Here is a 21,160-nt window from a genome sequence, read left to right as displayed (position 1 = left end):
GCGAACTATCGGTCCTGCGGCCGACGCTGGCCGTAGGACACCCTTCAATTGCGGCTGTTACCAGCCGAATACTTGACTTGGCATTAGTGGGATCGGCGCCACCTGGATGAACACCAACCACAGGAAGCCGTAGGTGGCGGCGGCCGCCAGCACCGCAGCCCACCACTTCACGCGGGCGATAAGAAGCAGGTAAAGCCCGGCGAACAGTGGCATACCGATGGTGAACCCGCTGACGTAGAGGGAGACGAAGAACAGGGCGAAGGCGACGGTGGCCTTCCAGGTGATCGAAGAAGCCTCCTCCCGGGCGAACGACGTCACGTCGGTGTCCACCGTGACTTGCTCGAGGATCGCGACCCGCTGGTTGCCCTCAGCGGTGGCGCCGGGCTGGTGCACCGGTGGGGGCGTTGGACCCGTCGTCGGCTGCGCTGGGGGGCGCCGGCGCCGGAGACCGCGCAGGTCCATCAGCAGCTGGTAGGCCGACAGCAGGGCCATCGGCACCGCGGCCAGCAGCGGGAATTGCTTGGTGCGTAACGGGATGTCTCCGGCGAACTGCATCTGCCAGATCACCAGGAGCGCCACCAGCAGCGCCGTGGCGCTGAACATCACCCGCCAGCGGCCGGCAGACTCGTTCGCCGGCGCAGTCTCCGCCGGTCGGCCGTCGCGCGGGAGGTCGTCCGACACGGATCGCTGTGCCCGGCGGTCGATCCAGCGCTTGAGCCTCGGCACACCGAAGCTCAGCACCAGTAGGCCGATCATCACCAGCACCAAAGGGCGGCCGAGCCAGGAGAACCCTTCGTCGTCGAGCTCGTAGGACAGAAAGTAACTGCTCTCGAGCATGGGCCCGAGAACCAGTCCCAGAAGCAGCGGCGGCAGCGGCCAACCCCAGCGGCCGGCGAACACGGCAATCACACCGAAGGTCAACATCACCATGACGTCGTTCCACGAATTCGTCGCCGTGAACGCACCGATCGCGATGAACACCAGCAGGAACGGCACCAGGCGACGGACAGGGAGCCGGGTGATCCCGCAGATCTGCTTGAGGAAGATCAGGCACAGGATTACGCCGATGATGTTGGCCACCACCAACGTCCACACCATGGAGAACGTCACGTCGAGATGGTCGGTGAGCATGGCCGGGCCGGGGGTCAGGCCGGTGATCAAGAAGGCGCTCAACAGGATCGCCATCTGGCCGCTCCCGGGGACACCGAACCCGACGGTCGGCACCAGGTCGCCACCCTCTTTGGCGTTGTTCACCGAGCCGGCCGCGACGAGGCCGTCGACCGAACCGGCGCCGAATTCGTGCGGTGCTTTGGAGGTCTGCTTGGCGTGCGCGTAGGCGATGAACTGTGACGAGCTGCCGCCCACGCCGGGCAGCATGCCGCAGAAGATGCCGATGGCGCTGCATCGTACGATGAGCCACCATCGGCTGATCGCGTCACGGGCGCCCACGGTCCAGCCTTGGATCGAAGGCGCACTACTGCAGTTCTGCTGGTTTCCCTTCATGGACATCATGGCCAGCACTGCGGGGACGGCGAACAGACCGACGACTACCGGTACGACGGAGATGCCGTCGAACAGGTAGGGGATGTCGAAACTCAACCGGACCCGTCCCGTGCCCGGGTCCTGCCCGATCGAGGCGACCAGGAATCCGATGCAGGCCATGATGAGGCCTTTGGCGACCGCGCGACCCGACAGCGTCGCCACGAAGGACAGCGCGACGACAGCAACCATAAAGAACTCCGGTGGACCGAAACTCAGTACCACCGGTCTGGCTATCTGTACGGCGAACGCCAGGAACAAGGCGCCGATGAGCGCGCCGATCAGCGAGCTGACCAGGGCGATGCCGACGGCCCGTCCCGGTTCACCGCGCTTGGTCATCGGGTAGCCGTCGAAAACGGTTGCTGCCGAACTGGGCTCGCCGGGGATGCCGAACAGTATGGACGTCAGGTCACCGGTGGTGGCGGTGACGGCGCCCATGCCCAACAGAAAGGCGAACGCCGACACCGGCTCCATGGCGAAGGTGAACGGCAGCATCAACGCCAGGGCGGTGCTGCCACCGAGACCGGGAAGGATCCCGACTAGGAAGCCGAGACCCATTCCGATGAGCAGGAACCCGAACGTCGGCCAGGACAGGACGCTTCCGAGGCTTGAGACGAACAGTCCGAGTTCCTGCAACATCGTTTCTTCTCCTCTTTACTGACTAGCTGCCGTCGGCGCCGATCGCGGTCTGCAGGCGCTCCACCGCGGCGGTGTCAAGTTGCAGGTAGGCATCGATGCGTTCGGTGACTTCTTCGCCGGTGGCAGGTTCGATGTCGATGCCCAGTTTCTCCGCCTCGGCGAGGAAGTCAGGGTCGGACAGGGTGTCGGTGATACCGGTCCGTAGCGCTTGCAGTACTGAGGGATTGGTCCCGTTCGGCGCCATGATCGGACGGGCCCACTCGTAGCGATCCGCGACCACGCCGACCAGGTTCTTGTCTTCTTCCGGGTTGCCGGCGATCAGGTCGGAGATAGTCGGGACGCCTTCCATGGTGGGGTCGTCGATCGGTCCACCGATTTGAAGCACCGGGAGCAGCGTGCCGTTGGCCAGTTCTTCGCCCTTCTGGCGCTTGAGGCTGTCCCAGGTGCTCACGGTGCCGTCGACCTCGCCACGGTCGAGGCCGAGCATGCGCTCGGTGGAGCCGCCGTAGCCAAACACCGGCTGCAGGTTGAGGTCGAGCACTTCATTGATCAGGACGTGGGCGGTGTGCGGACCGTCACCGACGGCGCCGTAGGGCAGCTTGATGTTGGCAGCCCGGATGGCGTCGAGATCCTTCGGGTCGATACCTGTGCGGCTGTGAATCGCCAGCACCTGCGGGGCCTTCGAGGTGCTGCCCAACCAGTTGATGTTGTTCGGATCCCAGCGAACACCTTCGGCTTCCCCCTCGCCGAGCAGCGTGTAGAACGGGATGTTGATATCGGTCATGCCGATCACCAGGCCGTTGGGCTCGGCGGTGTAGATGTAGTTGGTCGCGATGCGGCTCTCGCCGCCCTCCATGTTCTCCACCACCACGCGGGGGTTACCGGGCAAGTGCTTGCCGAGGTGCCGGCCGATGGCGCGCGACGTGGTGTCCAGGCTGCCGCCGGCGGACTCGCTGCAGATGAAGCGGACGGTCTTGCCCGCCCACACCTGTTCGAGTTGCTCGGCGGACATCTCTGTGTTGTCGGCCGGCTCGGCCGAGTCGGTGCTGGCTTCGCGGGCACATGCGCTGAGTGCGAGGGCGGCGACCACGGTAATGGCCGCGGCTTTCATTCCTCTCCGGAACAAGGATCTGGGGTGCACGGGAGTCTCCTAACGACGATGTTCGGTGACGGGTCTCACACCCGTGGGCAGGATGTTAGTGACGCCTCATCGCCATGGTCAATAGTTTCGGTTAATTATTATCCTAATTGCACTTCGGGGTTCAGTGCTGAACGCCGCCGCCGTCCATGACCAGGGCTTGTCCGCTGATACCGCCGGCCAGATCGGAGCACAGGAAGCTCACGGCGTGCGCCACCTCCTGTGGTTCCAGCAGCCTCCCGAGCGGAGACCCGGCGCCCAGTGCCGCGGCCGCTTCACTCTCATCGCGACCCGTCTTGGCCGAGATCTGCTCGATGGTTCGCTCGGTCATCGGCGTGCGCACGTAGGTGGGGCACACGGCGTTCACCGTGACGCCGGTGCCGGCCATCTCGGCAGCCGCGGCACGGACGAAACCGATGGCCGCGTGCTTCGACGCCGTGTACGCGGCGATGTACGGTGCGCCGACCACACCGGAGATCGACGACACCACCACGGCGCGGCCCCACCGGCGCTCCTTCATTCCCGGCAAGGCGGCGCGCAGACACAGGAACGTCCCGACGGCGTTGACGGTGAAGGCTTCGTTCACCTGGTCCAGGCCGGTGCGGCCGAATGGGGCCGACATGGCCGTGCCCGCGTTGCACACCAGCGCGTCGACCGGTCCGATCGCCTCGAACAGCGCCGTGACCGCCGCCTCCTCGGTGACGTCGCAGAGGTGGACCGATGCGGCGGCCGGCCGGGTCATCCGTGCGCGGGCGCGACGTAGGGGCTGCTCGCGGCGCCCTACCAGAACGACGTCGTAACCCTGGTCCACCAGACTCGACGCGGTGGCGTGCCCGATGCCCGTGCCCGCCCCGGTGACGACGGCCTTACGGGTAGATGCAGCGGACATCAATTAGGCTCCTTAGGATTCTGATTATTATGAGTGCTGGCCAGCTGGGAGGGGTGTACTTCAGCAATGGCGGTCAACCGTTCGGGTCCGCGCCAGATCAGGCTGCCCAAAGCATCTGGAGCCCTGGCCAATGAACTGCGCGCCCAGATCCTCGAACAGCACCTCGAGCCGGGCGACTCGCTGCCGTCCGAGCCCGAGCTGATCCAAATGTTCGGCTTGAGCCGCGGCACCGTACGTGAGGCGCTGCGGCTTCTGGAAGCCGACGGCTTCATCGAGATCCGGCGTGGCCCGCGCGGCGGGATCATGGTCAGCCACCCCGAGATCGACGTGGTGAGCCGGTCGCTGGCGACGCTGCTGACGGTCGGCGGCACGCCGTTGCGCAGCATCTTCGAATTCCGCAAGCTCATCGAGCCCGCGGTCGCCGCGGCCGCGGCCCACGACGCCACCGATGAGCAGAAGCAGAAGCTGATCGAGTTCGCCGAGGACGATTCCGCCGGCGACTCCGCCTTCCACGACCTGCTGGTCGACTGCGTCGAAAACGATGTTCTGCGCACCATCATGTCGGCGATCAATCGCGTCGTCGGGTGGCAGACGCGCGTCGACGACATCCCCACCGAGGGTGTGAAGGCCGCGGGCAGGGCCCACGCCAAGATCGCCGCTGCCATCATGGCCGGCGATGGTGACACCGCGGCGTCGGTGATGCTCAAGCACATCGAGGCGTTCGAGAAGGTGATGAATCAGGCCGGCCGGCTCGAGGGGCCGATCCTCCCACGCGACCGCTGGGTGGGCTATCTCCGGCAAACGCACTACGGGGAGTAGCGGAGTCACTCGGCGCGCCCGGTGACTGCCGAGCCGACCCGCCGCACGGTGCGCAGTTGCTGCACCCGCTCGATCTGCACCGCCGCCCGCCGGGTGGCGCGCTCGGTGACCGACAGCCGGATCGAGCGTTTGGCCGCCCGTGCCACGGCGGGATTTGCGGCGACTCCCACGGCTACCTCCCTGGCGCGCGCGTCCACGCTGCCGGCGCCGGTGGCTTCCCAGGCCAGGCCGAGGCGCACCGCGTCATCGCCGTTGATCCGCTGTCCCGCCAGCCCCAGCGCGCACGCAACCTGAGGTGACGACGACCGCGCCAACAGGTCGAAGTGCCCGCCGCCAGGATGCAGGCCCTTTTTCACGAAGCCGGACATTAGCCGCGCGTCATGGGCGACGATGCGGATGTCGGTCGCGAGCACCAAGTTGAGGCCTGCGCCCACCGCGGCTCCCTTCACCGCGGTCACGGTCAGAACATCGAGTTCCTCCACGGCGAGGAACGCGCGGTAGATCCGTTCGATCGCGTCGAAGTTGTCGTCGCGCAACGGATCTTCCGACACCTCGCCGAGGCTGGACAGGTCGGCGCCCGAGCAGAACGAGTCGCCCGCCCCGCACACCACCAGGGCCGCGATGTCGGGATCGGCCTCGACTGCGCGGCAGTGTTCGGCGATGTCGTCAGCCATCTCGGGCGTGATCGCATTGAGCCGCCGGGGCGCATTCAAGGTCAGCGTGGCGATTCCGTCCCGCACGTCAATCCGCACGTCGTTCATGACGCTCCCTTCTGTCATTCCCGCAGCTAGTACCGCTAACGGTAGTATTAGCATACTTATTATGCTAAAACGGTTGGCATAACGGAATGCCTGCGTTTGGAGGACCACTCAATGCAACAGTTCGCGCTGACGCCGGAGCAGCTTGCTTTCGTTGCGCGGGTCGACGACATCGCCCGCCACAAGCTGCGGCACGGCGTCGAGGCAGCAACTGGGCGTGTCGACCGCAATCTGGTCCGGTCACTGGGCGACACAGGGCTGCTGCGCGCGCTCTTCGGAGGCACCCCCGACGAGCCATTGCAGGGCGCAGCCGCCATGCAGCTTTGCCTGTTGCGTGAGACGCTCGCGCGCGTCGACACGCATGCCGAGACCGCGCTGGCACTGCAGGGCCTGGGCAGTTATCCGATCCTGCAGTCGGGCAAGCCCGGAACCATCGAGCGGTGGATGCCGGGCGTGGTCTCGGGTGAAGTCGTCGCCGCATTCGCGTTGTCGGAGTCCGGCGCCGGGTCGGACGCCGCTCGCCTGGCCCTGTCAGCCGACGTCGACGGCCCCGGTGCATGGCGGCTGCACGGGTCCAAGACGTGGATCTCGAATGCCCCGGATGCCGACTTCTACACCGTCTTCGCCCGCACCGGCGGTGAGGGGGCGAAGGGAGTGTCGGCGTTCGCGGTACCCGGCGATGTCGATGGACTGAGCGGGCGGCCTCTCGACATGATCTCCGACCACGCCCTCGGTGAACTGAGTTTCCACGGCGTGCGCGTGACCGACGATGACATGATCGGAGCACCGGGAGAAGGGTTCAAGGTGGCCATGCGCACGCTAGACCTATTCCGGCCCAGCGTCGGAGCATTCGCGGTGGGCATGGCTTCCGCCGCTCTCGATGCGACGGTGGGGTGGGCGACGGAACGTGAGATCTACGGTGCGTACCTGGCCGATCAGCCCAGTGTGCAGCACCAGCTCGCGGGTATGGCGACCAGAACCGCCGGTGCCCGCCTGATGGTCTACGCGGCGGCCACCGCCTACGACTGCGGCCGTCCCGCGCAGGAGATCTCCTACCTGGCGGCCATGGCGAAGTTGCAGGCCACGGAGTCCGCGCAGTACGTGGTCGACCGCGCGGTGCAACTCCACGGTGCCCGGGCCCTGCAACGCGGCCACCTCCTGGAGCAGCTGTACCGAGATGTCCGGGCACCCCGGATCTACGAGGGCGCCTCCGAAGTGCAGCGCACCATCATCGGTCGTCATCTCGTCAAAACCCAACGTGCCAAAGCAGATACGAATATCACCGGAAGAGAGGGAAGTGCATGATGCGGTACCGTGCATCAGCGGACATCACCCAGAAGTGGCAACACTTCAAGTTTGCGCTCGAGGACGGCGTCGCCACCGTGACCCTGAATCGGCCCGAGAAGATGAATCCGCTCACCTTCGAGAGCTACGCCGACCTGCGGGACCTTCTGGGTCAGCTGCCGCACATGGAGGGCGCCCGGGTGCTCGTGATCAAGGGCGAGGGCAAGGGCTTCTGCGGTGGCGGTGACGTCAACGAGATCATCGGCGAGCTGATCAAAATGGACGCGCGGGATCTGATGGGCTTCACGAAGATGACCGGCGATGCGATTCGTGCCATGCGGGAATGTCCGCTGCCCATCATCTCCGCGGTGCAGGGAATCGCCGCCGGCGCCGGTTCGGTCGTGGCGTTGGCATCGGACTTCAGGATATGCACGCCCAAGGCCAAATTCGCGTTCCTATTCACAAAGGTGGGACTGTCCGGTGGTGACATGGGCGCGGCCTACCTGCTGCCGCGCGCCATCGGTTACACCCGCGCGACCGAACTGCTGATGCTCGGCGACACCATTGACGCGGCCACCGCGCAGAGCTACGGCCTTGTGTCCAAGCTCGTCGAACCGGAAGATCTCGACAATGAGGTCTCCGCTCTGGCTCAGCGCTTGGCCACGGGCCCGTATCTGGCCTATTCGCAGACGAAGTCGTTGATTACCCGTGAGCTCGACATGCCGATCGCCTCTGCGATGGAGCTCGACGCGATGACCCAGGCGCTACTGATGACCACCAAGGATCACGCCGAGTTCCACCGTGCCTTCAACGCCAAGGAGACACCGCAGTGGGAGGGTCGATGATCAACCCGAAGGACTACCTGCTCATCGATGACACGCTGACGTCCGATGAGCGTGAACTCCGCGATGCCGTGCGGGATTACGCGCGATCGGAGCTAGCGCCCTACGTGGCGGAGTGGTATGAGGCCGGCCACGTACCCCGCGACATCGCCTCCGGTCTGGGCAAGCTGGGGTTGTTCGGGATGCATCTCGAGGGCTATGGCTGCGCCGGTACCAACGCCGTCTCCTACGGCCTGGCGTGCCAGGAGCTCGAGGCCATCGACTCGGGGCTGCGCAGCTTCGTCTCGGTGCAGGGCTCGCTCGCGATGTTCGCGATCCATCACTGGGGCACCGAGGAACACCGGACAGAATGGCTGCCGCAGATGGCCACTGGCGACGTCCTGGGGTGCTTCGGCCTGACCGAGGCCGAGGCCGGAAGCGATCCCGGGTCTTTGCGCACGACCGCCCGCCGCGACGGCGACGACTGGGTGCTCAACGGGTCGAAGATGTGGATCACCAACGGCACCTTCGCCGGTGTCGCCGTGGTCTGGGCGCGCACCGAAGACGGCATCCGCGGCTTCGTCGTCCCGACCGGCACCCCCGGATTCACCGCTGTCCCGATCAAACGCAAACTGTCGCTGCGTGCTTCGGTGACTGCCGAGCTCGTACTCGACGACGTGCGGCTACCCGCATCGGCGATGTTCCCCGAGGTTCGCGGACTCAAGGGCCCGCTCACATGCCTCAACGAGGCACGCTTCGGCATCCTGTGCGGCGTCGTGGGTGCGGCACGGTCGTGCTACGAGGAGGCTCTGGACTACACCACCGTGCGTCGACAGTTCGGCAAATCGCTCGCGTCGTTTCAGCTGACTCAACGAAAGCTCGCCGACATGGTCGTGGCCGTCAACAACGCGGCGCTCGCGGCCCTGCGGATCGCTCGACTCAAGGATGAGCACCGCGCCGAGCCGGCACACATCAGCTACGGCAAGTTCGCGAACGTCAACGCCGCGCTGACCGTGGCTCGCACGGCGCGTGGAATGTTGGGCGCTGCGGGCATCACCCTTGACCACCAGACCATGCGGCACATGGCGAATCTCGAAACCGTGGCGACGTATGAAGGCACCGAGGAGATGCACGCGCTGAGCATCGGGCAGGCGGTGACCGGTATCGGGGCATTCCGCTGACCGGCAACAGGCAACAACAGATCAGCCCCGGGGCGCACGCCCGGGGCTGATTGTGTTCAATGGTTCAACAACGCGGTCCGCCGGCCACGTAGATCACCTGACCGTTGACGAAGCCCGACCGCTGGTCGACCAGGAAACTGACCGTGTGTGCGACGTCCTCCGGCGTGCCCCCCCGGCGCACCGGTATGGCGGCCGTCTTCGCCCGTTCGAACTCTTCGAACGGCTGGCCGAGGCGCTCGGCTGTAGCCCGCGTCATGTCGGTGACGATGAACCCGGGCGCCACCGCGTTTGCGGTGACACCCGAAGGCCCCAACTCGAGCGCCAGGGTCTTCACGAAGCCTTGTAAGCCTGCCTTGGCCGCCGCGTAGTTGGCCTGGCCGCGGTTGCCGAGCGCCGACGTCGACGACAGGCAGACGATCCGGCCGAAGCCCGCTTCGCGCATGTATGGCTGGACGGCCCTGGTCATCAGGAAGGAACCCCGCAGATGTACCCCGGACACCGCGTCCCAGTCGTCGGAGGACATCCGGAACAGAAGGTTGTCTCGCAGGATGCCGGCATTGTTCACCAGTACGGTCGGCGAACCGAGTTCTTCGGCGATGGCGTCCACCGCCGCCGAGACCGAAACCTCGTCGGACACATCTGCTGCCACAGCGACTGCTGCGACGCCCGTGGCACGCACCTTGTCGGCGACATCGTCACACGACCCGGCGTCGCGGTCCAGAAGAGCGACGGCGTGGCCGTCCTGGGCGAGCCGCAACGCGATCGCCGCGCCGATTCCGCGCGCGGCCCCGGTCACCACCGCCACCGGTGTGGGTGTCATGAGACCACGTCCTCTCAGTTGAACTTCATGTCGAAGTTGGTGGACAGGAAGTTCTGCACCCACTGCAACGACTCGGGGTCGACGTCGGAGGCGCTTTCCCCCCATTGCTTGGCTTCGTCGCCGGTGATCTCGTTCGGGAACGGTCCCATGAAACCCTTGAGTGCCTCGGTGAATTCCGCGTCGGCGACGACGCCGGCGATCCCGGCATCAAGCGCCTGAACGGCTTCCTGAGGGGCCTCCTTGTGGGTCTGTAGCGAGTAGCCGCCGCGGCCCAGGATGTTCAGCAGCATGACGTAGGCGTCCCACGCTTCGCCGGACGGTTCCTTTCCGAAGAGGGTGCGGTACGCCTCGCCGACGTCGGGAGCGTCCGGTACCACCTGGTCGCGAGTGACGTTGCCCTGCCCGTCGGTCTCGCCGTAGGTGAAGATGGCCGGATAGGTGCCTTGAAATTCTTTGACATAGCCGGACGATCGGTCGAAGTGGATATCGAGCTCCCCGGCCATGAATGCATTGCGCACCGCGTCGCCGTTCTCGTATCCGCTGATGACCTCGACCTTGTTGTTGAGCAGCCCGAGCACTTCCAGACTGACCACCGACGGGAGGTCCGCGCCGGCCGGGGAGATGGTGCCCATGGTGAGTTTGCCTGGCGCATCGGCCAATTGCTTGACATCGGTGATTCCGGTGCTGGTGTTGGCCATCATGACCGCTTGACCGCGGTTTGCCGCCCACACCGCCGTCATGTTGGCCAGATCGTACTGGACCGCGTCCATGCCGAGGATTTCCGGCAGGACGGAGACCTGCGTCATCAGCATCAGCGTCTTGCCGTCGGGCCGGTACTTGTTGGCGAACTCGTTGCCGGCCAGAATTCCACCGCCGCCGTCGATGTTGACCACCTGGACCGTCGGGTTGCCTTCGAGGTGTTCGGACAGCTTCTTGGCGAACAGGCGGGCCACGCCGTCGACGGATCCGCCGGGGGACACCGGTGCGATTAGCTCGATGGTCTCGCCGGCGTAGAAGGCTTCATCGGCAGCGCCGCCACTGCTCCCGTCGCTACACGCGGACAGTGTCAGCATCGCCACCGCGGCCGCGGCGAGCAGAGTTCGGTTCGTGGGCATCGCGCTCCTCGTGATCTCGGTACTGTATTCGTACAATTAGTATCAGAAATCTACTGATACCACCTCAGCCGAACGTGCGCGGCGGAATGACAGAAGCCGCGCGCACGGGCGGGTGCGCGCGGCTTCGGGTGCCCGCTCACAGCCGCGCGATGATCGCCTCTGCGAACTGTGAGGTGGTGACTTCCGTTGCGTCGGGGCGTAACCGGGCGAAATCGTAGGTGACGACGCCGGAGGCGATCGTCTCCTCCATCGCGTGTACCACGCCGTCGGCGGGCTCCTGCCAACCGAGGTGCTGGAGCATCATCACTCCCGACAGCAGGAGCGAACCGGGATTCACCTTGTCCTGTCCGGCGTACTTCGGGGCGGTGCCGTGGGTCGCCTCGAAAATCGCATGGCCGGTGCGGTAGTTAATGTTCGCGCCAGGGGCGATGCCGATGCCGCCCACCTGCGCGGCGAGCGCATCGGACAGGTAGTCGCCGTTGAGATTCATGGTGGCGATGACGTCCCATTCCGACGGCCGGGTGAGCACCTGCTGGAACGCGATGTCGGCGATCGAATCCAGCACCAGGATCTTGTCGCCGGCTTCGCCGTCGCACTCCGACCAGGTGACCGCGACATCGCGGTATTCCTCGGCGACGACTTCGTAGCCCCAAGTCTTGAAAGCCCCCTCGGTGAACTTCATGATATTGCCCTTGTGCACCAGGGTGACCCGCTTGCGCCCATGGCTCACCGCGAAATCCATGGCGGCCCGTACCAGCCGCTTGGATCCGTTCTCGGAGATGGGCTTGATCCCGATGCCGGTGCCCGGCTGCAGTCCGGCCCGGGGGCCGCCGAATTCGGCGAGCATCTGTCGTATCCGATCGGCCTCCGGTGAGCCCGCCTCGAATTCGAGACCGGCGTAGATGTCCTCGGAATTCTCGCGGAAGATCACCATGTCGACCAGCTCGGGACGCTTGACCGGAGACGGCACGCCGGGGAAGTAGCGCACGGGCCGGACGCAGGCGTAGAGATCGAGCAGCTGGCGCAAGGCGACGTTGAGAGATCGGATGCCGCCGCCGACAGGTGTGGTCAGCGGGCCCTTGATTCCGATGAAATGCGTACGGAAGGCGTCGAGGGTCTCCTGGGGCAGCCACTCACCGGTCTCGTCGAAGGCGCGCTGGCCGGCGAGTACTTCTCTCCACGCGATGGCACGTCCCGTTCTGGCCAGCGCCGCGTCGAGTACCGCCCGTGTTGCGGGCCAGATGTCCACGCCGATCCCGTCTCCGCGAATGAACGGCACGATCGGTGTCTCCGGAACGTGGAGGCGCCCGTCGCCGGCGACGGTGATCGGGGCCGGCCGCGATGGGATTCGCTCGCTCATGCCTGACCGCTGGGGAACGGTACGAAGTTGATCCGGTCGCGGTCGAAGGTCTTCTTGCGCATCTCGGCGGTCCATTCGGTACCTGCGGCGGCCTTCCATTCAGGGATGCCGACTATGTCGATGTCTTCCAGCCAGTAGAGAGCTAGATGTTTGCGCGATGAGTCGGGCGAGTACAGCCGACGGCCTTCGAGGACGCCGGTCACGTGGCTGAACTTCGGCAGGTGGTCTTCCTCGTACCAGGCGTGAAACTCGTCCTCTGCCCCTTCGGCGCAGTTCATCGCGACGAAGCGCAGGCCGTTGGCAGTGTCGGGTTCCGGTCGGCCGTCGGCGCGCAGCCGGCTGACCGCTGCGGCGTCGTAGGTGTGGCGCATGGTCAACCAATCCGGCGGGGTGTCGGCCAGAGGGATCCGCCCGACCGGGGCGACGGGGTGGTGCATCAGCAGGACGCGCGACCGTTCCTCGCCCAGTGTCCCGGAATCGTCCGAGACGGCGAGCCAGTGTTCGACGACGCCGAGGTCGGGATTCGACGAACGGCGTTCGACTTCGCCGCGCACCCATGCGATCACCTCCGCGCGCAGGGGTCCGTCGATGTCCAGGATCTCGATCAGCAGGCGCTGATCGCTCCGCGTCTCCGTGGCTTCGGTGTTCACTGTCCTCCTTCGGGCGAGGTCTCGGCCGTGATTCCTTGACGGCTGGACCAACTAATGGTGCACTCCTTACAAGTGGGATAATCAGGATACTTGATGGGACGTTCTCAATGAATCGTTTGGTCCGGGTGCATCATGCTTGACGCCGCCACCACTGCGATGGCGAACCTGTTCACCATCGAGGTCCTCGGCTATCTGTTGGTGGGCGTCGCCGTAGGGCTGGTCATCGGCGTGTTGCCCGGCCTCGGCGGCAGCTCCGGAATGGCGCTGCTGCTACCGTTCCTGTTCGGCATGGAGCCCGAGGCCGGTATCGCGATGCTGGTGGGCATGGCGGCCGTGGGTGGTACGAGTGACACCTTTTCGTCGGTGCTCATCGGCGTGCCGGGTTCGGGCGGCTCGCAGGCATTGATTCTCGACGGTCATGCCCTGGCCAGACAGGGACAGGCCGCCCGGGTGCTGGGCGCGTCCTTCTCCTCGTCGCTGATCGGTGGGCTGATCGGCGCCGTGTCCTTCCTGTTCGTCATTACCGCGGCGCGGCCGCTGATCGGCGGCATCGGCACGCCGGAGCTACTCATGTTTGCCCTGCTCGGGCTGGCCACCGTCGGCGCGCTGGTCAAAGGCGATCCACTGTTCGGATTCGCCGCCGCGGTGCTCGGCGTCATGATCGGTCTGATCGGAGGGGCGCCGGCCTATCCCGAGTACCGCTACACCTTCGATTCCCTGTACCTGTACTCCGGGGTATCGATCGTCATCGTCACCATGGGGCTGTTCGCCGTGCCCGAGGTGATCTCACTGTTGGTCAATCGCGCCGCGATCGCCAAGACCGAGAAGATCGTAGGCAGCATCTTCGACGGCTTCAGTGAGGTGCGTAAACACAAGGGTCTGGTCATCCGGAGTTCGCTACTGGGGACGACTCTCGGGGTCATCCCCGGAATCGGCGGAACCGCGGCGAACTGGATGGCGTACGCCATGGCCCGTCAAACGGCAAGGGACAAGAGCAGATTCGGCCGCGGCGACATTCGCGGTGTGATCGCCCCAGAGGCGGCGAACAACTCCGTCGACGGCGGATCGATGGTTCCGACATTCACCTTGGGCATCCCGTCGAGCGGGTCGACGGCCGTGATGCTCGGCGGGATAGTGCTGTTGGGGCTCACTCCCGGACCGGCCATGCTCGAGCAGGACCTCGACATCCTGATGCTCGTCGTGTGGGCGCTGGTACTGGCCAACGTACTGGCCACCATCACCTGCTTCTCGCTGTCGCGCTACATCGCTCGGGTGACCCTGGTGCCCGGGCAACTGCTCGCGCCGTTCCTTCTGATCCTGTTCTTCGCCGCGTCGTACCAGGCGTCGCTGAACTTCGGTGACCTGCTGGCCGTGCTGGGCCTCGGAGTACTCGGATATGCGATGAAGATCGCAAACATCCCACGGGCCCCGGCGGTGGTGGGCTTCGTGCTGGCGCCCAGCATCGAGCGGTACCTGCACCTGTCGATCAGTCGTTACGGCGCGGACTGGATGTATCGACCCGGCGTCATCACCATCGGCCTCATCGTCGTGGCGGTCGTGGTGGCGGTGCCGATGTTCCAACGGATGCGGAGGCCAGAAGCGGTGACGGCGAATCTCGACAGTGAGGCCGGGCGATGAATGATCGAGTGATCCAGGGCCCGTTCCGGGTCGCACTCTGCGCGCTTCTGTTGGCCGTCAGCGTGTTCTACGCCTACGAGGCACTGAGCTTCCATTCGCTCGCGATGTATGCACCACTGTCCGCCGGCGCCGTCGCGACGGTGCTGATGTCGATGCTACTGGCCCGGGAGGTGGTGCGGCTCATCCGTACCGGTCGCGGCGACACGCGCAGTTACGCCACCACCGCGGAGGCGACGTCCGATGCGTTGACCGTACGGGTCCTCGGCATCAGCGTTCTCTACCTCGCGGTGATGGTCGCGTATGTCGCTGCCACCTACGTGATCGGCATGGTGATCGCGTCGGCGGTGGTGCTGACACTCCTGCTGCATTTCGATGCCAAGGCGACCCCGAGGTTCACGGCCATCTCGGTGGCATCGGTGCTGCTGGCGTTCTACCTCTTCGGGACCTTTGCCGACCTGCAGTGGCCGCGAGGCCTGGCGAAGATTCCGGTGTTCGGATGAGTGGTCAGCGAGCGGCGAGTTCGAGTTCGTCGCGGCTCACCGGCTTGGCTCCCAGTCGAGCGATGGCGTCAGAGGCCTGCTCGGCGGAGATCTCACGGTTCTGCAGCGCGACGCCGATTCGCGCGACCTCGAAGATCTCGGCGATGTTGGTGCGGGCCTGCTCCAACCGTTCGGTGAACGTCACTGCTGCTCCTCTTTACGTTGTTTGTCTATGCATTCAATTAAACAAGTCCGGCAACGCAAAAGCACCTGCCGAGGACGTTAGATCCATCACGTGAGCTGCGACAATGGCGAAGATCACACAGCTGCAGCAATGCTTGTTCACACAGGAGGCGAAGGTCTTGCGTGAGGTGGTGATCGCCGAGCCGGTCCGGACGCCCATCGGTCGGTACGGCGGCATGTTCAAGTCGATATCGGCCGTGGAGTTAGGCGTCACGGTGCTACGCGGCATGCTGGAGCGCACCGGTGTCGCGCCCGATGCCATCGACGATGTCGTGCTCGGGCACAGCTACCCGAGCGGCGAGGCGCCCGCGATCGGTCGAGTCGTGGCCCTCGACGCGGGTCTTCCGGTGACTGTCCCGGGTATGCAGGTCGACCGCCGCTGCGGCTCCGGTTTGCAGGCCATCATTCAGGCAGCACTGCAGGTGGGCAGCGGTGGTGACGATCTGGTGATCGCCGGTGGGGTGGAGAGTATGAGCAACGTCGCCTTCTACTCCACCGATATGCGGTGGGGCGGCGCACAAATTGGGATCACCGTGCACGACGGACTGACCCGCGGCCGCGTCACTGCAGGTGGTCGGCACCATCCGGTACCCGGCGGAATGCTGGAGACCGCGGAGAACCTGCGGCGCCGATACGGGATCACCCGCACCGAACAGGACGAGCTGGCCGTCGAATCACATCGGCGTGCTCTCGCGGCGCAGAAGAACGGCGTCCTGGCCGAGGAGATCGTTCCCGTCGTCGTCCGTTCGCGCAGCGGCGATGACGTGATCGACACCGACGAACATCCGCGTCCCGACACCACGATGGAATCACTCGCCCGTCTGAAACCGATTATGTGGAGCGAAGATCCGGACGCGACGGTGACCGCGGGAAACTCGAGTGGCCAGAACGACGCCGCGTCGATGTGCATTGTGACGACTCCGGAGAAGGCGGCGCGGCTCGGGTTGGCGCCGCTGGTGCGGCTCGTGTCCTGGGCAGTCGCCGGTGTGCCACCGGAAACGCTGGGCATCGGTCCGGTGCCGGCCTCCGCGGCCGCCCTGGGCAAGGCGGGTCTCACGCTCGCCGACATGGATCTGATCGAGCTCAACGAGGCGTTCGCCGCGCAGGCCCTGGCGGTCATGCGCGAGTGGGGGTTCACATCCGCAGACCGCGAGCGCACCAACGTCCACGGATCCGGGATTTCACTCGGTCACCCGATCGGCGCCACGGGCGGACGCATGCTCGCCACGCTTGCCCGCGAAATGCGGCGTCGCCGCTCGCGGTACGGCTTGCAGACGATGTGCATCGGTGGCGGTCAAGGTCTGGCCGCGGTCTACGAGATCGTGGACTAGGGGGCAACGAAGCCTCCCTGGTGAGGCCGGAGCACCCCGGAGGCGTCTTCGTTGATCAGCTGGAGCTGCGCATCCGAGAAGCAGACAGGGCCATGATCGTCGCTGCGGCGACAGCCAGGGACGCAGTGAGAATCCATCCCACTCCGTAGGAGGTGGCGTCGGCCACCACGCCGAAGGCGACCGGCCCGAACGAACCGCCCACCAAGGAATAGATGGTGACCTGTCCGGTGACGTATCCAGGCGTGCGATGGAACCGACGGAGCAGGGCATACCACAGCACTGCCGGATAGCCCCACACCCCGGCGTAACCAACGACCAACCCGACGCTACGGACGGTGTTCAAATCGACGAATGCCAACGTGCTGATACCGATCGCACCGATGAAGAGCATCGCCGCGCATAAGAACATCGGATCTCCCGGCAGCCGATCGCAGGCGATGCCACTGACGACGCGCACCACGATGGCAAGGGCGCTGGCCGCTGCCAGCACCACTCCCGCCTGGGCGGGGTCGGCGCCCGCCCGGGTTTCGCCCAACACCCAGAAGGCGGGAATGATCGAGTTGGTGGCGTTGGCGAACGCCATCGCGATTCCGATGAGCGCCAGCAGTTTCAACTCGTCACGGGGTGGCCGCTCCTTCTTGGCCGCTTTCGCCTTCCCCGATCGCTCCTCGGTCATGAAGCGCAGGACCAGCACGCAGCACAACGTGGCCAGTACGGCGGTGACGGCGAATGCCCATCGCCAGCCGAACGTCATCGCGATCAGTGGCACGGCCAGTCCCGCGAGCAACGTCGACAGAGGAGCGGCGGCCTGTTTGAAGCCGATCACAATGCCGTATTGGTCGTCGCGAGCCTCGGTGACCACCATGCGGTTGCTCGCCGGCTGCATCAGCGACTTGCCAATGCCGCCGACGGCCATGGCGAGCATCAATACCGCAAGGGACCGGGCGCCGAACGTGATCACCAGTGAACAGACGACGGTGAGCGCGGTGGCAACACACAGCGCGCGCCGCGCTCCCAGAACATCGACGGTACCGCCCAGCCGATATGCCGAAACACCCTGCACCAGACGGAACGTCGCGACCGCAACCCCGATGCCCGCCGCAGACAGCGCAAGGTCTTCCTCGATACGGAAGCCGAGGGCACCGACGAGATTGAGGGGCAGTGCGCCCACCGCCGAGGCGGCGATGGTGAGGGCGACCATGGCGACGATCGGGGAGGGTCGGCTGCTCATCGGTGACCTTGCGGCATGGCATGCCCTTCCGCTACAACAATAGGTATATGTAGGATACTTTTTATCAGGAAAGAGATGGAGCCGGTTGTGATTGAACTAGTCCGCGAGCAAGCGGTGGCGACCGTCCGACTGCGGCGTCCACCCGTGAATGCGTTCGATCTCCACATGCTCGACCTGCTCGAGTCGGCGATCGAGTGCAGCCAGACTTCCGGTGCCCGTTGCCTGCTGATTCGTTCCGACAATCCGAGGTTCTTCTCGGCAGGCGCCGACATCGCGATGCTCCAGGCCGCCACCGAACGCGACGGCGGCGTCGACGAGATGGTCGCTTTCGCCGGTCGCTTCCAGCGCATCCTCGACAAGTTGGAGCGAGCGCCGTTCGGCACGATCGCCGTGATCGAGGGCCTCGCCCTAGGCGGTGGCCTCGAACTGGCCCTGGCCTGTGACTTCCGCCTTGCCGGCCCAGAGGCCAAGATGGGGCTCACGGAGACCATGCTGGGTTTGGTACCGGGCGCAGGAGGCACCCAGCGGCTGGCGGCCGTGGTCGGCCGAGCGAGGGCTCGGCAGCTCATCCTCACCGGCCGCATGATCGACGCGACGGAGGCGGACCGAATTGGTTTGGCGGACTTCTGCGTGGACGGCGCACCCGCCGCCGCGGGTGATCTCGCCCGAGATCTCGCCCACCGCCCCGCCCGAGCGACGGCGCTGGCCAAGGAGTGTCTACTCGACGCGCCCAGCCCGGATGGCTACGCCAAGGAACTGGCTGCGAGTCGTGAGCTGTACGGCGACCAGGAGACGGCAGGCATCCTCACCGAATTCCTCAGCAGTAGAAAGAAGAGCAGTTCGGCCCGAAAGGAATTGGCATGACAGAACTCGACGGCACAATCGCGGTGGTCACGGGCGCCGGATCCGGCATCGGGCGGGCGATCGCCAGGCGACTCGCCGCGGGTGGCGCCACCGTTGCGGTGGCCGACCTCGACGAAGGCCGCGCCAAGGAGACCGTCGCGACGATCGAGGCGGAGGGCGGCACCGCTGGCGCGTTCCGCTCCGACGTCGCGGACATCGAATCGGTGCGGGCCATGCGCACCGACATCCACGCCGCCTACGGTGTGCCGACGGTCATCGTCAACAACGCTGGCTGGAACATCGGACAGCCGTTCCTGGGCACAGAGCCCGACTTCTGGCAGCGGGTCATCGACATCAACTACGGCGGTGTGCTGGCCATGTGCCGCACTTTCGTCCCCGACCTCGTCGATGCAGGAACCCCGGGACACGTCGTCAACGTCGCCAGTGACGCGGGCCGCGTCGGCAGCATGGGAGAGGCGGTCTACGCGGGCGCCAAGGGCGGAGTGATCGCGTTCTCCAAGGCGTTCGCCCGCGAGATGGCGCGCCACAAGATCAACGTCAACTGCGTGTCCCCGGGACCGACCGACACCCCGCTGTTCCATGACCAACCGGAGAAGATCCAGGAAGCGCTGATCAGGGCCATCCCGTTTCGCCGGTTGGCCGACCCGTCCGAAATCGCCGCTGCCGTCGCCTATCTGGCGTCCGACGCCGCGTCCTACATCACCGGTCAGGTGCTCAGCGTCAGCGGCGGCCTGACGATGGTCGACTAGGTGGCCATCGAAGTCCGCACCGTCGGCGACCAGGAGCGGTGCGCCACCTACCTGGAGCGTGGGTGGTGGCGCGCCGATCGGACCTATGGCGACGACTTCAGGGACTGGGCTGCCCGTCGGCCGGGTCATATCGCGGTGGTGGCGCACGAGGTGGACACCGGTCAGACAGTGGCCGTCAGCTACGGTGAGCTCGCCGAGCGGGTCAGCCGGTGCGTTGCCGGATTGCGGGCGCGCGGCGTCACGGCCGGTTCGGTGGTGTCGTTTCAGCTGCCCAACTGCTGGCAGTTTGCGGTGCTGGTCTTCGCGTGTGCCCGGCTGGGCGCCGTGGTGCATCCGATCCTGCCGATTCACCGCGAGCGCGAGGTCACCCACGCCATCCACGCCGTGGACAGCAGCCTGTGTGTGGTGGCGTCGCGTATCGGCGGGTTCGAGCTGCGGGCCATGTACGACGCTATGGGGCTGAATATTCCGGTGATCAGCGTCGGTCGCGAGGGTGATCCGTGTGAATTCGAGCCCGAGCTGATGTCCGACGTTATCGCGGGAGATCACTACGTCTCTCCGGCCTCCGTCGCGCAGGTGCAGTTCACCTCGGGAACGACCGGCGAGCCCAAGGGGGTGGTGCACACCTTCAACACGCTGTTCGCCGCATATCGGGCGACAGCCATCGCGGCCGAACTCGACTCTGGCGACGTGGTTCTCACTCCGTCGACGATGGCGCACCAGACGGCGTTCCTCGGCGGGTGTGTGATGCCGCTGGCCGAGGGGATGACGGCAGTGTATCTCGACAAGTGGGACCCGGATTCTGCGTTGCGCCTCATCGGCGAGCACGGTGTCACCTTCGCCTCCGGTGCCACCCCGTTCATGATCGACCTCTGCAATGCACAGCAGCGGTTGCACCTGGACGTGAGTTCGCTGCGTGCGTTCAAGAGTGGGGGAGCAGCGGTCCCGGACACGGTGCGCACCCGGGTCCGGGCCGAACTCGGTGCGGAAGTGTCCATGGCGTGGGGCATGACCGAGAACGGCGTCTGCACGATGACCCGCCCCGGCGGCGGGAACGACCAGGCCGATGGTTCGGCGCTGCCCTGGGTGGAACTCAAGGTCACCGATACCCAGTGCCGGCCGCAACCGGCCGGCACGGTCGGCAAGTTGTGGGTACGCAGTGCGTCGCAGTGCGTCGACTACTTCCCCCGACACGATCTCTACGAGGCCGCACTCGACGCCGAAGGATGGTTCGACACCGGCGATCTCGCCGAGCTCCGCGCGGACGGGAACCTGCGGATCGCCGGGCGGGTGAAGGACATGATCATCCGCGGCGGTGAGAACATCCCGGTACTGGAAGTGGAGAACGCGTTATCCGCCCATCCCGCGGTGGCCGATGTCGCGGTGGTGGGCATTCCCGACGAACGACTGGGTGAGCGTGCGTGCGCGGTGGTGGTGCCCGCAACGGGTCGTGAGTTCGGCATCGAGGCGTTACGCCGCCACCTCGACACGCTCGGGATGGCGCGTCAGTACTGGCCGGAGTCGGTGCGGCTGGTGAAGGCGCTACCGCGGACCGCCACCGGAAAAGTCCAGAAGAACGAATTACGTGAAGCGATTGTCAAGGTGAAATAGC

At 65.8% G+C, this 21,160-nt stretch carries 20 protein-coding genes; 10 read left to right on the top strand and 10 right to left on the bottom strand.

What is annotated here, in order from left to right; genetic code table 11:
- Positions 1–57 precede the first annotated feature (57 nt).
- The 3 genes from ASJ79_RS00490 to ASJ79_RS00480 form a co-directional block, all read right to left on the bottom strand.
- Positions 58–2,178 carry a tripartite tricarboxylate transporter permease gene (locus ASJ79_RS00490; protein WP_067952297.1) on the bottom strand — a complete coding sequence of 707 codons (2,121 nt, stop codon included), beginning with the start codon at positions 2,176–2,178 and terminating at the stop codon, positions 58–60.
- A 22-nt stretch (positions 2,179–2,200) separates the two neighbouring features.
- Positions 2,201–3,289, bottom strand: a complete 1,089-nt coding sequence (locus ASJ79_RS00485; protein WP_067952296.1) for a tripartite tricarboxylate transporter substrate binding protein — start codon at positions 3,287–3,289, stop codon at positions 2,201–2,203.
- A 151-nt stretch (positions 3,290–3,440) separates the two neighbouring features.
- Positions 3,441–4,205, bottom strand: coding sequence for an SDR family NAD(P)-dependent oxidoreductase (locus tag ASJ79_RS00480; protein ID WP_067952295.1), 765 nt, complete (start codon positions 4,203–4,205; stop codon positions 3,441–3,443).
- A gap of 66 nt (positions 4,206–4,271) precedes the next feature.
- On the opposite strand from ASJ79_RS00480, the gene ASJ79_RS00475 reads away from it, so the two are divergent.
- Positions 4,272–5,024 carry a FadR/GntR family transcriptional regulator gene (locus ASJ79_RS00475; RefSeq protein ID WP_067952294.1) on the top strand — a complete coding sequence of 251 codons (753 nt, stop codon included), beginning with the start codon at positions 4,272–4,274 and terminating at the stop codon, positions 5,022–5,024.
- 5 nt (positions 5,025–5,029) lie between these two features.
- Here the strand turns inward: ASJ79_RS00475 and ASJ79_RS00470 are convergent, their stop codons facing one another.
- Positions 5,030–5,785 carry an enoyl-CoA hydratase-related protein gene (locus ASJ79_RS00470; RefSeq protein ID WP_067952293.1) on the bottom strand — a complete coding sequence of 252 codons (756 nt, stop codon included), beginning with the start codon at positions 5,783–5,785 and terminating at the stop codon, positions 5,030–5,032.
- 111 nt (positions 5,786–5,896) lie between these two features.
- Here ASJ79_RS00470 and ASJ79_RS00465 point away from each other — a divergent pair, with 111 nt between their 5' ends.
- Genes ASJ79_RS00465 through ASJ79_RS00455 form a run of 3 tightly spaced genes read left to right on the top strand, consistent with a single transcriptional unit; the run spans position 5,897 to position 9,068 of the window.
- Positions 5,897–7,087, top strand: coding sequence for an acyl-CoA dehydrogenase family protein (locus ASJ79_RS00465; protein WP_067952292.1), 1,191 nt, complete (start codon positions 5,897–5,899; stop codon positions 7,085–7,087).
- Positions 7,084–7,911 (top strand): enoyl-CoA hydratase family protein, encoded by an 828-nt coding sequence (locus ASJ79_RS00460; protein WP_067952291.1) that lies wholly within the window; start codon positions 7,084–7,086, stop codon positions 7,909–7,911. The genes ASJ79_RS00465 and ASJ79_RS00460 overlap by 4 nt, the downstream gene beginning before the upstream one ends.
- Complete coding sequence (locus tag ASJ79_RS00455) at positions 7,908–9,068, top strand: acyl-CoA dehydrogenase family protein (RefSeq protein ID WP_067952290.1); 1,161 nt, start codon at positions 7,908–7,910, stop codon at positions 9,066–9,068. Before ASJ79_RS00460 ends, ASJ79_RS00455 begins: the two co-directional genes overlap by 4 nt.
- Before the next feature lie 64 nt (positions 9,069–9,132).
- On the opposite strand, the gene ASJ79_RS00450 is transcribed toward ASJ79_RS00455, so the two are convergent.
- The 4 genes from ASJ79_RS00450 to ASJ79_RS00435 all read right to left on the bottom strand — a co-directional run bounded on the left by ASJ79_RS00450 (position 9,133) and on the right by ASJ79_RS00435 (position 13,013).
- Complete coding sequence (locus tag ASJ79_RS00450) at positions 9,133–9,888, bottom strand: SDR family oxidoreductase (protein WP_067952289.1); 756 nt, start codon at positions 9,886–9,888, stop codon at positions 9,133–9,135.
- A 14-nt stretch (positions 9,889–9,902) separates the two neighbouring features.
- On the bottom strand, positions 9,903–11,003 hold the full coding sequence (locus tag ASJ79_RS00445) for a tripartite tricarboxylate transporter substrate binding protein (RefSeq protein ID WP_067952288.1): 1,101 nt from the start codon (positions 11,001–11,003) through the stop codon (positions 9,903–9,905).
- A 136-nt stretch (positions 11,004–11,139) separates the two neighbouring features.
- A complete protein-coding gene (gene icd, locus ASJ79_RS00440) occupies positions 11,140–12,363 on the bottom strand; it encodes an NADP-dependent isocitrate dehydrogenase (protein ID WP_067952287.1) in 1,224 nt (407 codons plus the stop codon).
- Positions 12,360–13,013, bottom strand: coding sequence for a hypothetical protein (locus ASJ79_RS00435; protein ID WP_067952286.1), 654 nt, complete (start codon positions 13,011–13,013; stop codon positions 12,360–12,362). Before ASJ79_RS00435 ends, icd begins: the two co-directional genes overlap by 4 nt.
- Before the next feature lie 132 nt (positions 13,014–13,145).
- Here ASJ79_RS00435 and ASJ79_RS00430 point away from each other — a divergent pair, with 132 nt between their 5' ends.
- Positions 13,146–14,651 carry a tripartite tricarboxylate transporter permease gene (locus ASJ79_RS00430; RefSeq protein ID WP_067952285.1) on the top strand — a complete coding sequence of 502 codons (1,506 nt, stop codon included), beginning with the start codon at positions 13,146–13,148 and terminating at the stop codon, positions 14,649–14,651.
- Complete coding sequence (locus tag ASJ79_RS00425) at positions 14,648–15,151, top strand: tripartite tricarboxylate transporter TctB family protein (RefSeq protein WP_156448224.1); 504 nt, start codon at positions 14,648–14,650, stop codon at positions 15,149–15,151. Before ASJ79_RS00430 ends, ASJ79_RS00425 begins: the two co-directional genes overlap by 4 nt.
- A gap of 4 nt (positions 15,152–15,155) precedes the next feature.
- On the opposite strand, the gene ASJ79_RS00420 is transcribed toward ASJ79_RS00425, so the two are convergent.
- Positions 15,156–15,335: a hypothetical protein gene (locus tag ASJ79_RS00420; protein WP_067952283.1), complete on the bottom strand. Its 180-nt coding sequence runs from the start codon at positions 15,333–15,335 to the stop codon at positions 15,156–15,158.
- Between the two features lie 157 nt (positions 15,336–15,492).
- On the opposite strand from ASJ79_RS00420, the gene ASJ79_RS00415 reads away from it, so the two are divergent.
- Complete coding sequence (locus ASJ79_RS00415; protein ID WP_067952311.1) at positions 15,493–16,704, top strand: acetyl-CoA C-acetyltransferase; 1,212 nt, start codon at positions 15,493–15,495, stop codon at positions 16,702–16,704.
- 55 nt (positions 16,705–16,759) lie between these two features.
- Here the strand turns inward: ASJ79_RS00415 and ASJ79_RS00410 are convergent, their stop codons facing one another.
- Complete coding sequence (locus ASJ79_RS00410) at positions 16,760–17,935, bottom strand: MFS transporter (RefSeq protein ID WP_082753582.1); 1,176 nt, start codon at positions 17,933–17,935, stop codon at positions 16,760–16,762.
- Between the two features lie 15 nt (positions 17,936–17,950).
- On the opposite strand from ASJ79_RS00410, the gene ASJ79_RS00405 reads away from it, so the two are divergent.
- Genes ASJ79_RS00405 through ASJ79_RS00395 form a run of 3 tightly spaced genes read left to right on the top strand, consistent with a single transcriptional unit; the run spans position 17,951 to position 21,159 of the window.
- Positions 17,951–18,799, top strand: coding sequence for an enoyl-CoA hydratase/isomerase family protein (locus ASJ79_RS00405; RefSeq protein WP_082753580.1), 849 nt, complete (start codon positions 17,951–17,953; stop codon positions 18,797–18,799).
- Entirely contained in the window at positions 18,796–19,548 is a 753-nt protein-coding gene (locus ASJ79_RS00400) for an SDR family NAD(P)-dependent oxidoreductase (RefSeq protein WP_067952280.1), read from the top strand. The genes ASJ79_RS00405 and ASJ79_RS00400 overlap by 4 nt, the downstream gene beginning before the upstream one ends.
- A complete protein-coding gene (locus tag ASJ79_RS00395; protein WP_082753578.1) occupies positions 19,549–21,159 on the top strand; it encodes an AMP-binding protein in 1,611 nt (536 codons plus the stop codon).
- Position 21,160 lies beyond the last annotated feature (1 nt).

The organism is Mycobacterium sp. NAZ190054 (assembly GCF_001545925.1).
Taxonomy (GTDB): domain Bacteria; phylum Actinomycetota; class Actinomycetes; order Mycobacteriales; family Mycobacteriaceae; genus Mycobacterium.
This window is presented reverse-complemented; position numbering and strand designations above follow the sequence as displayed.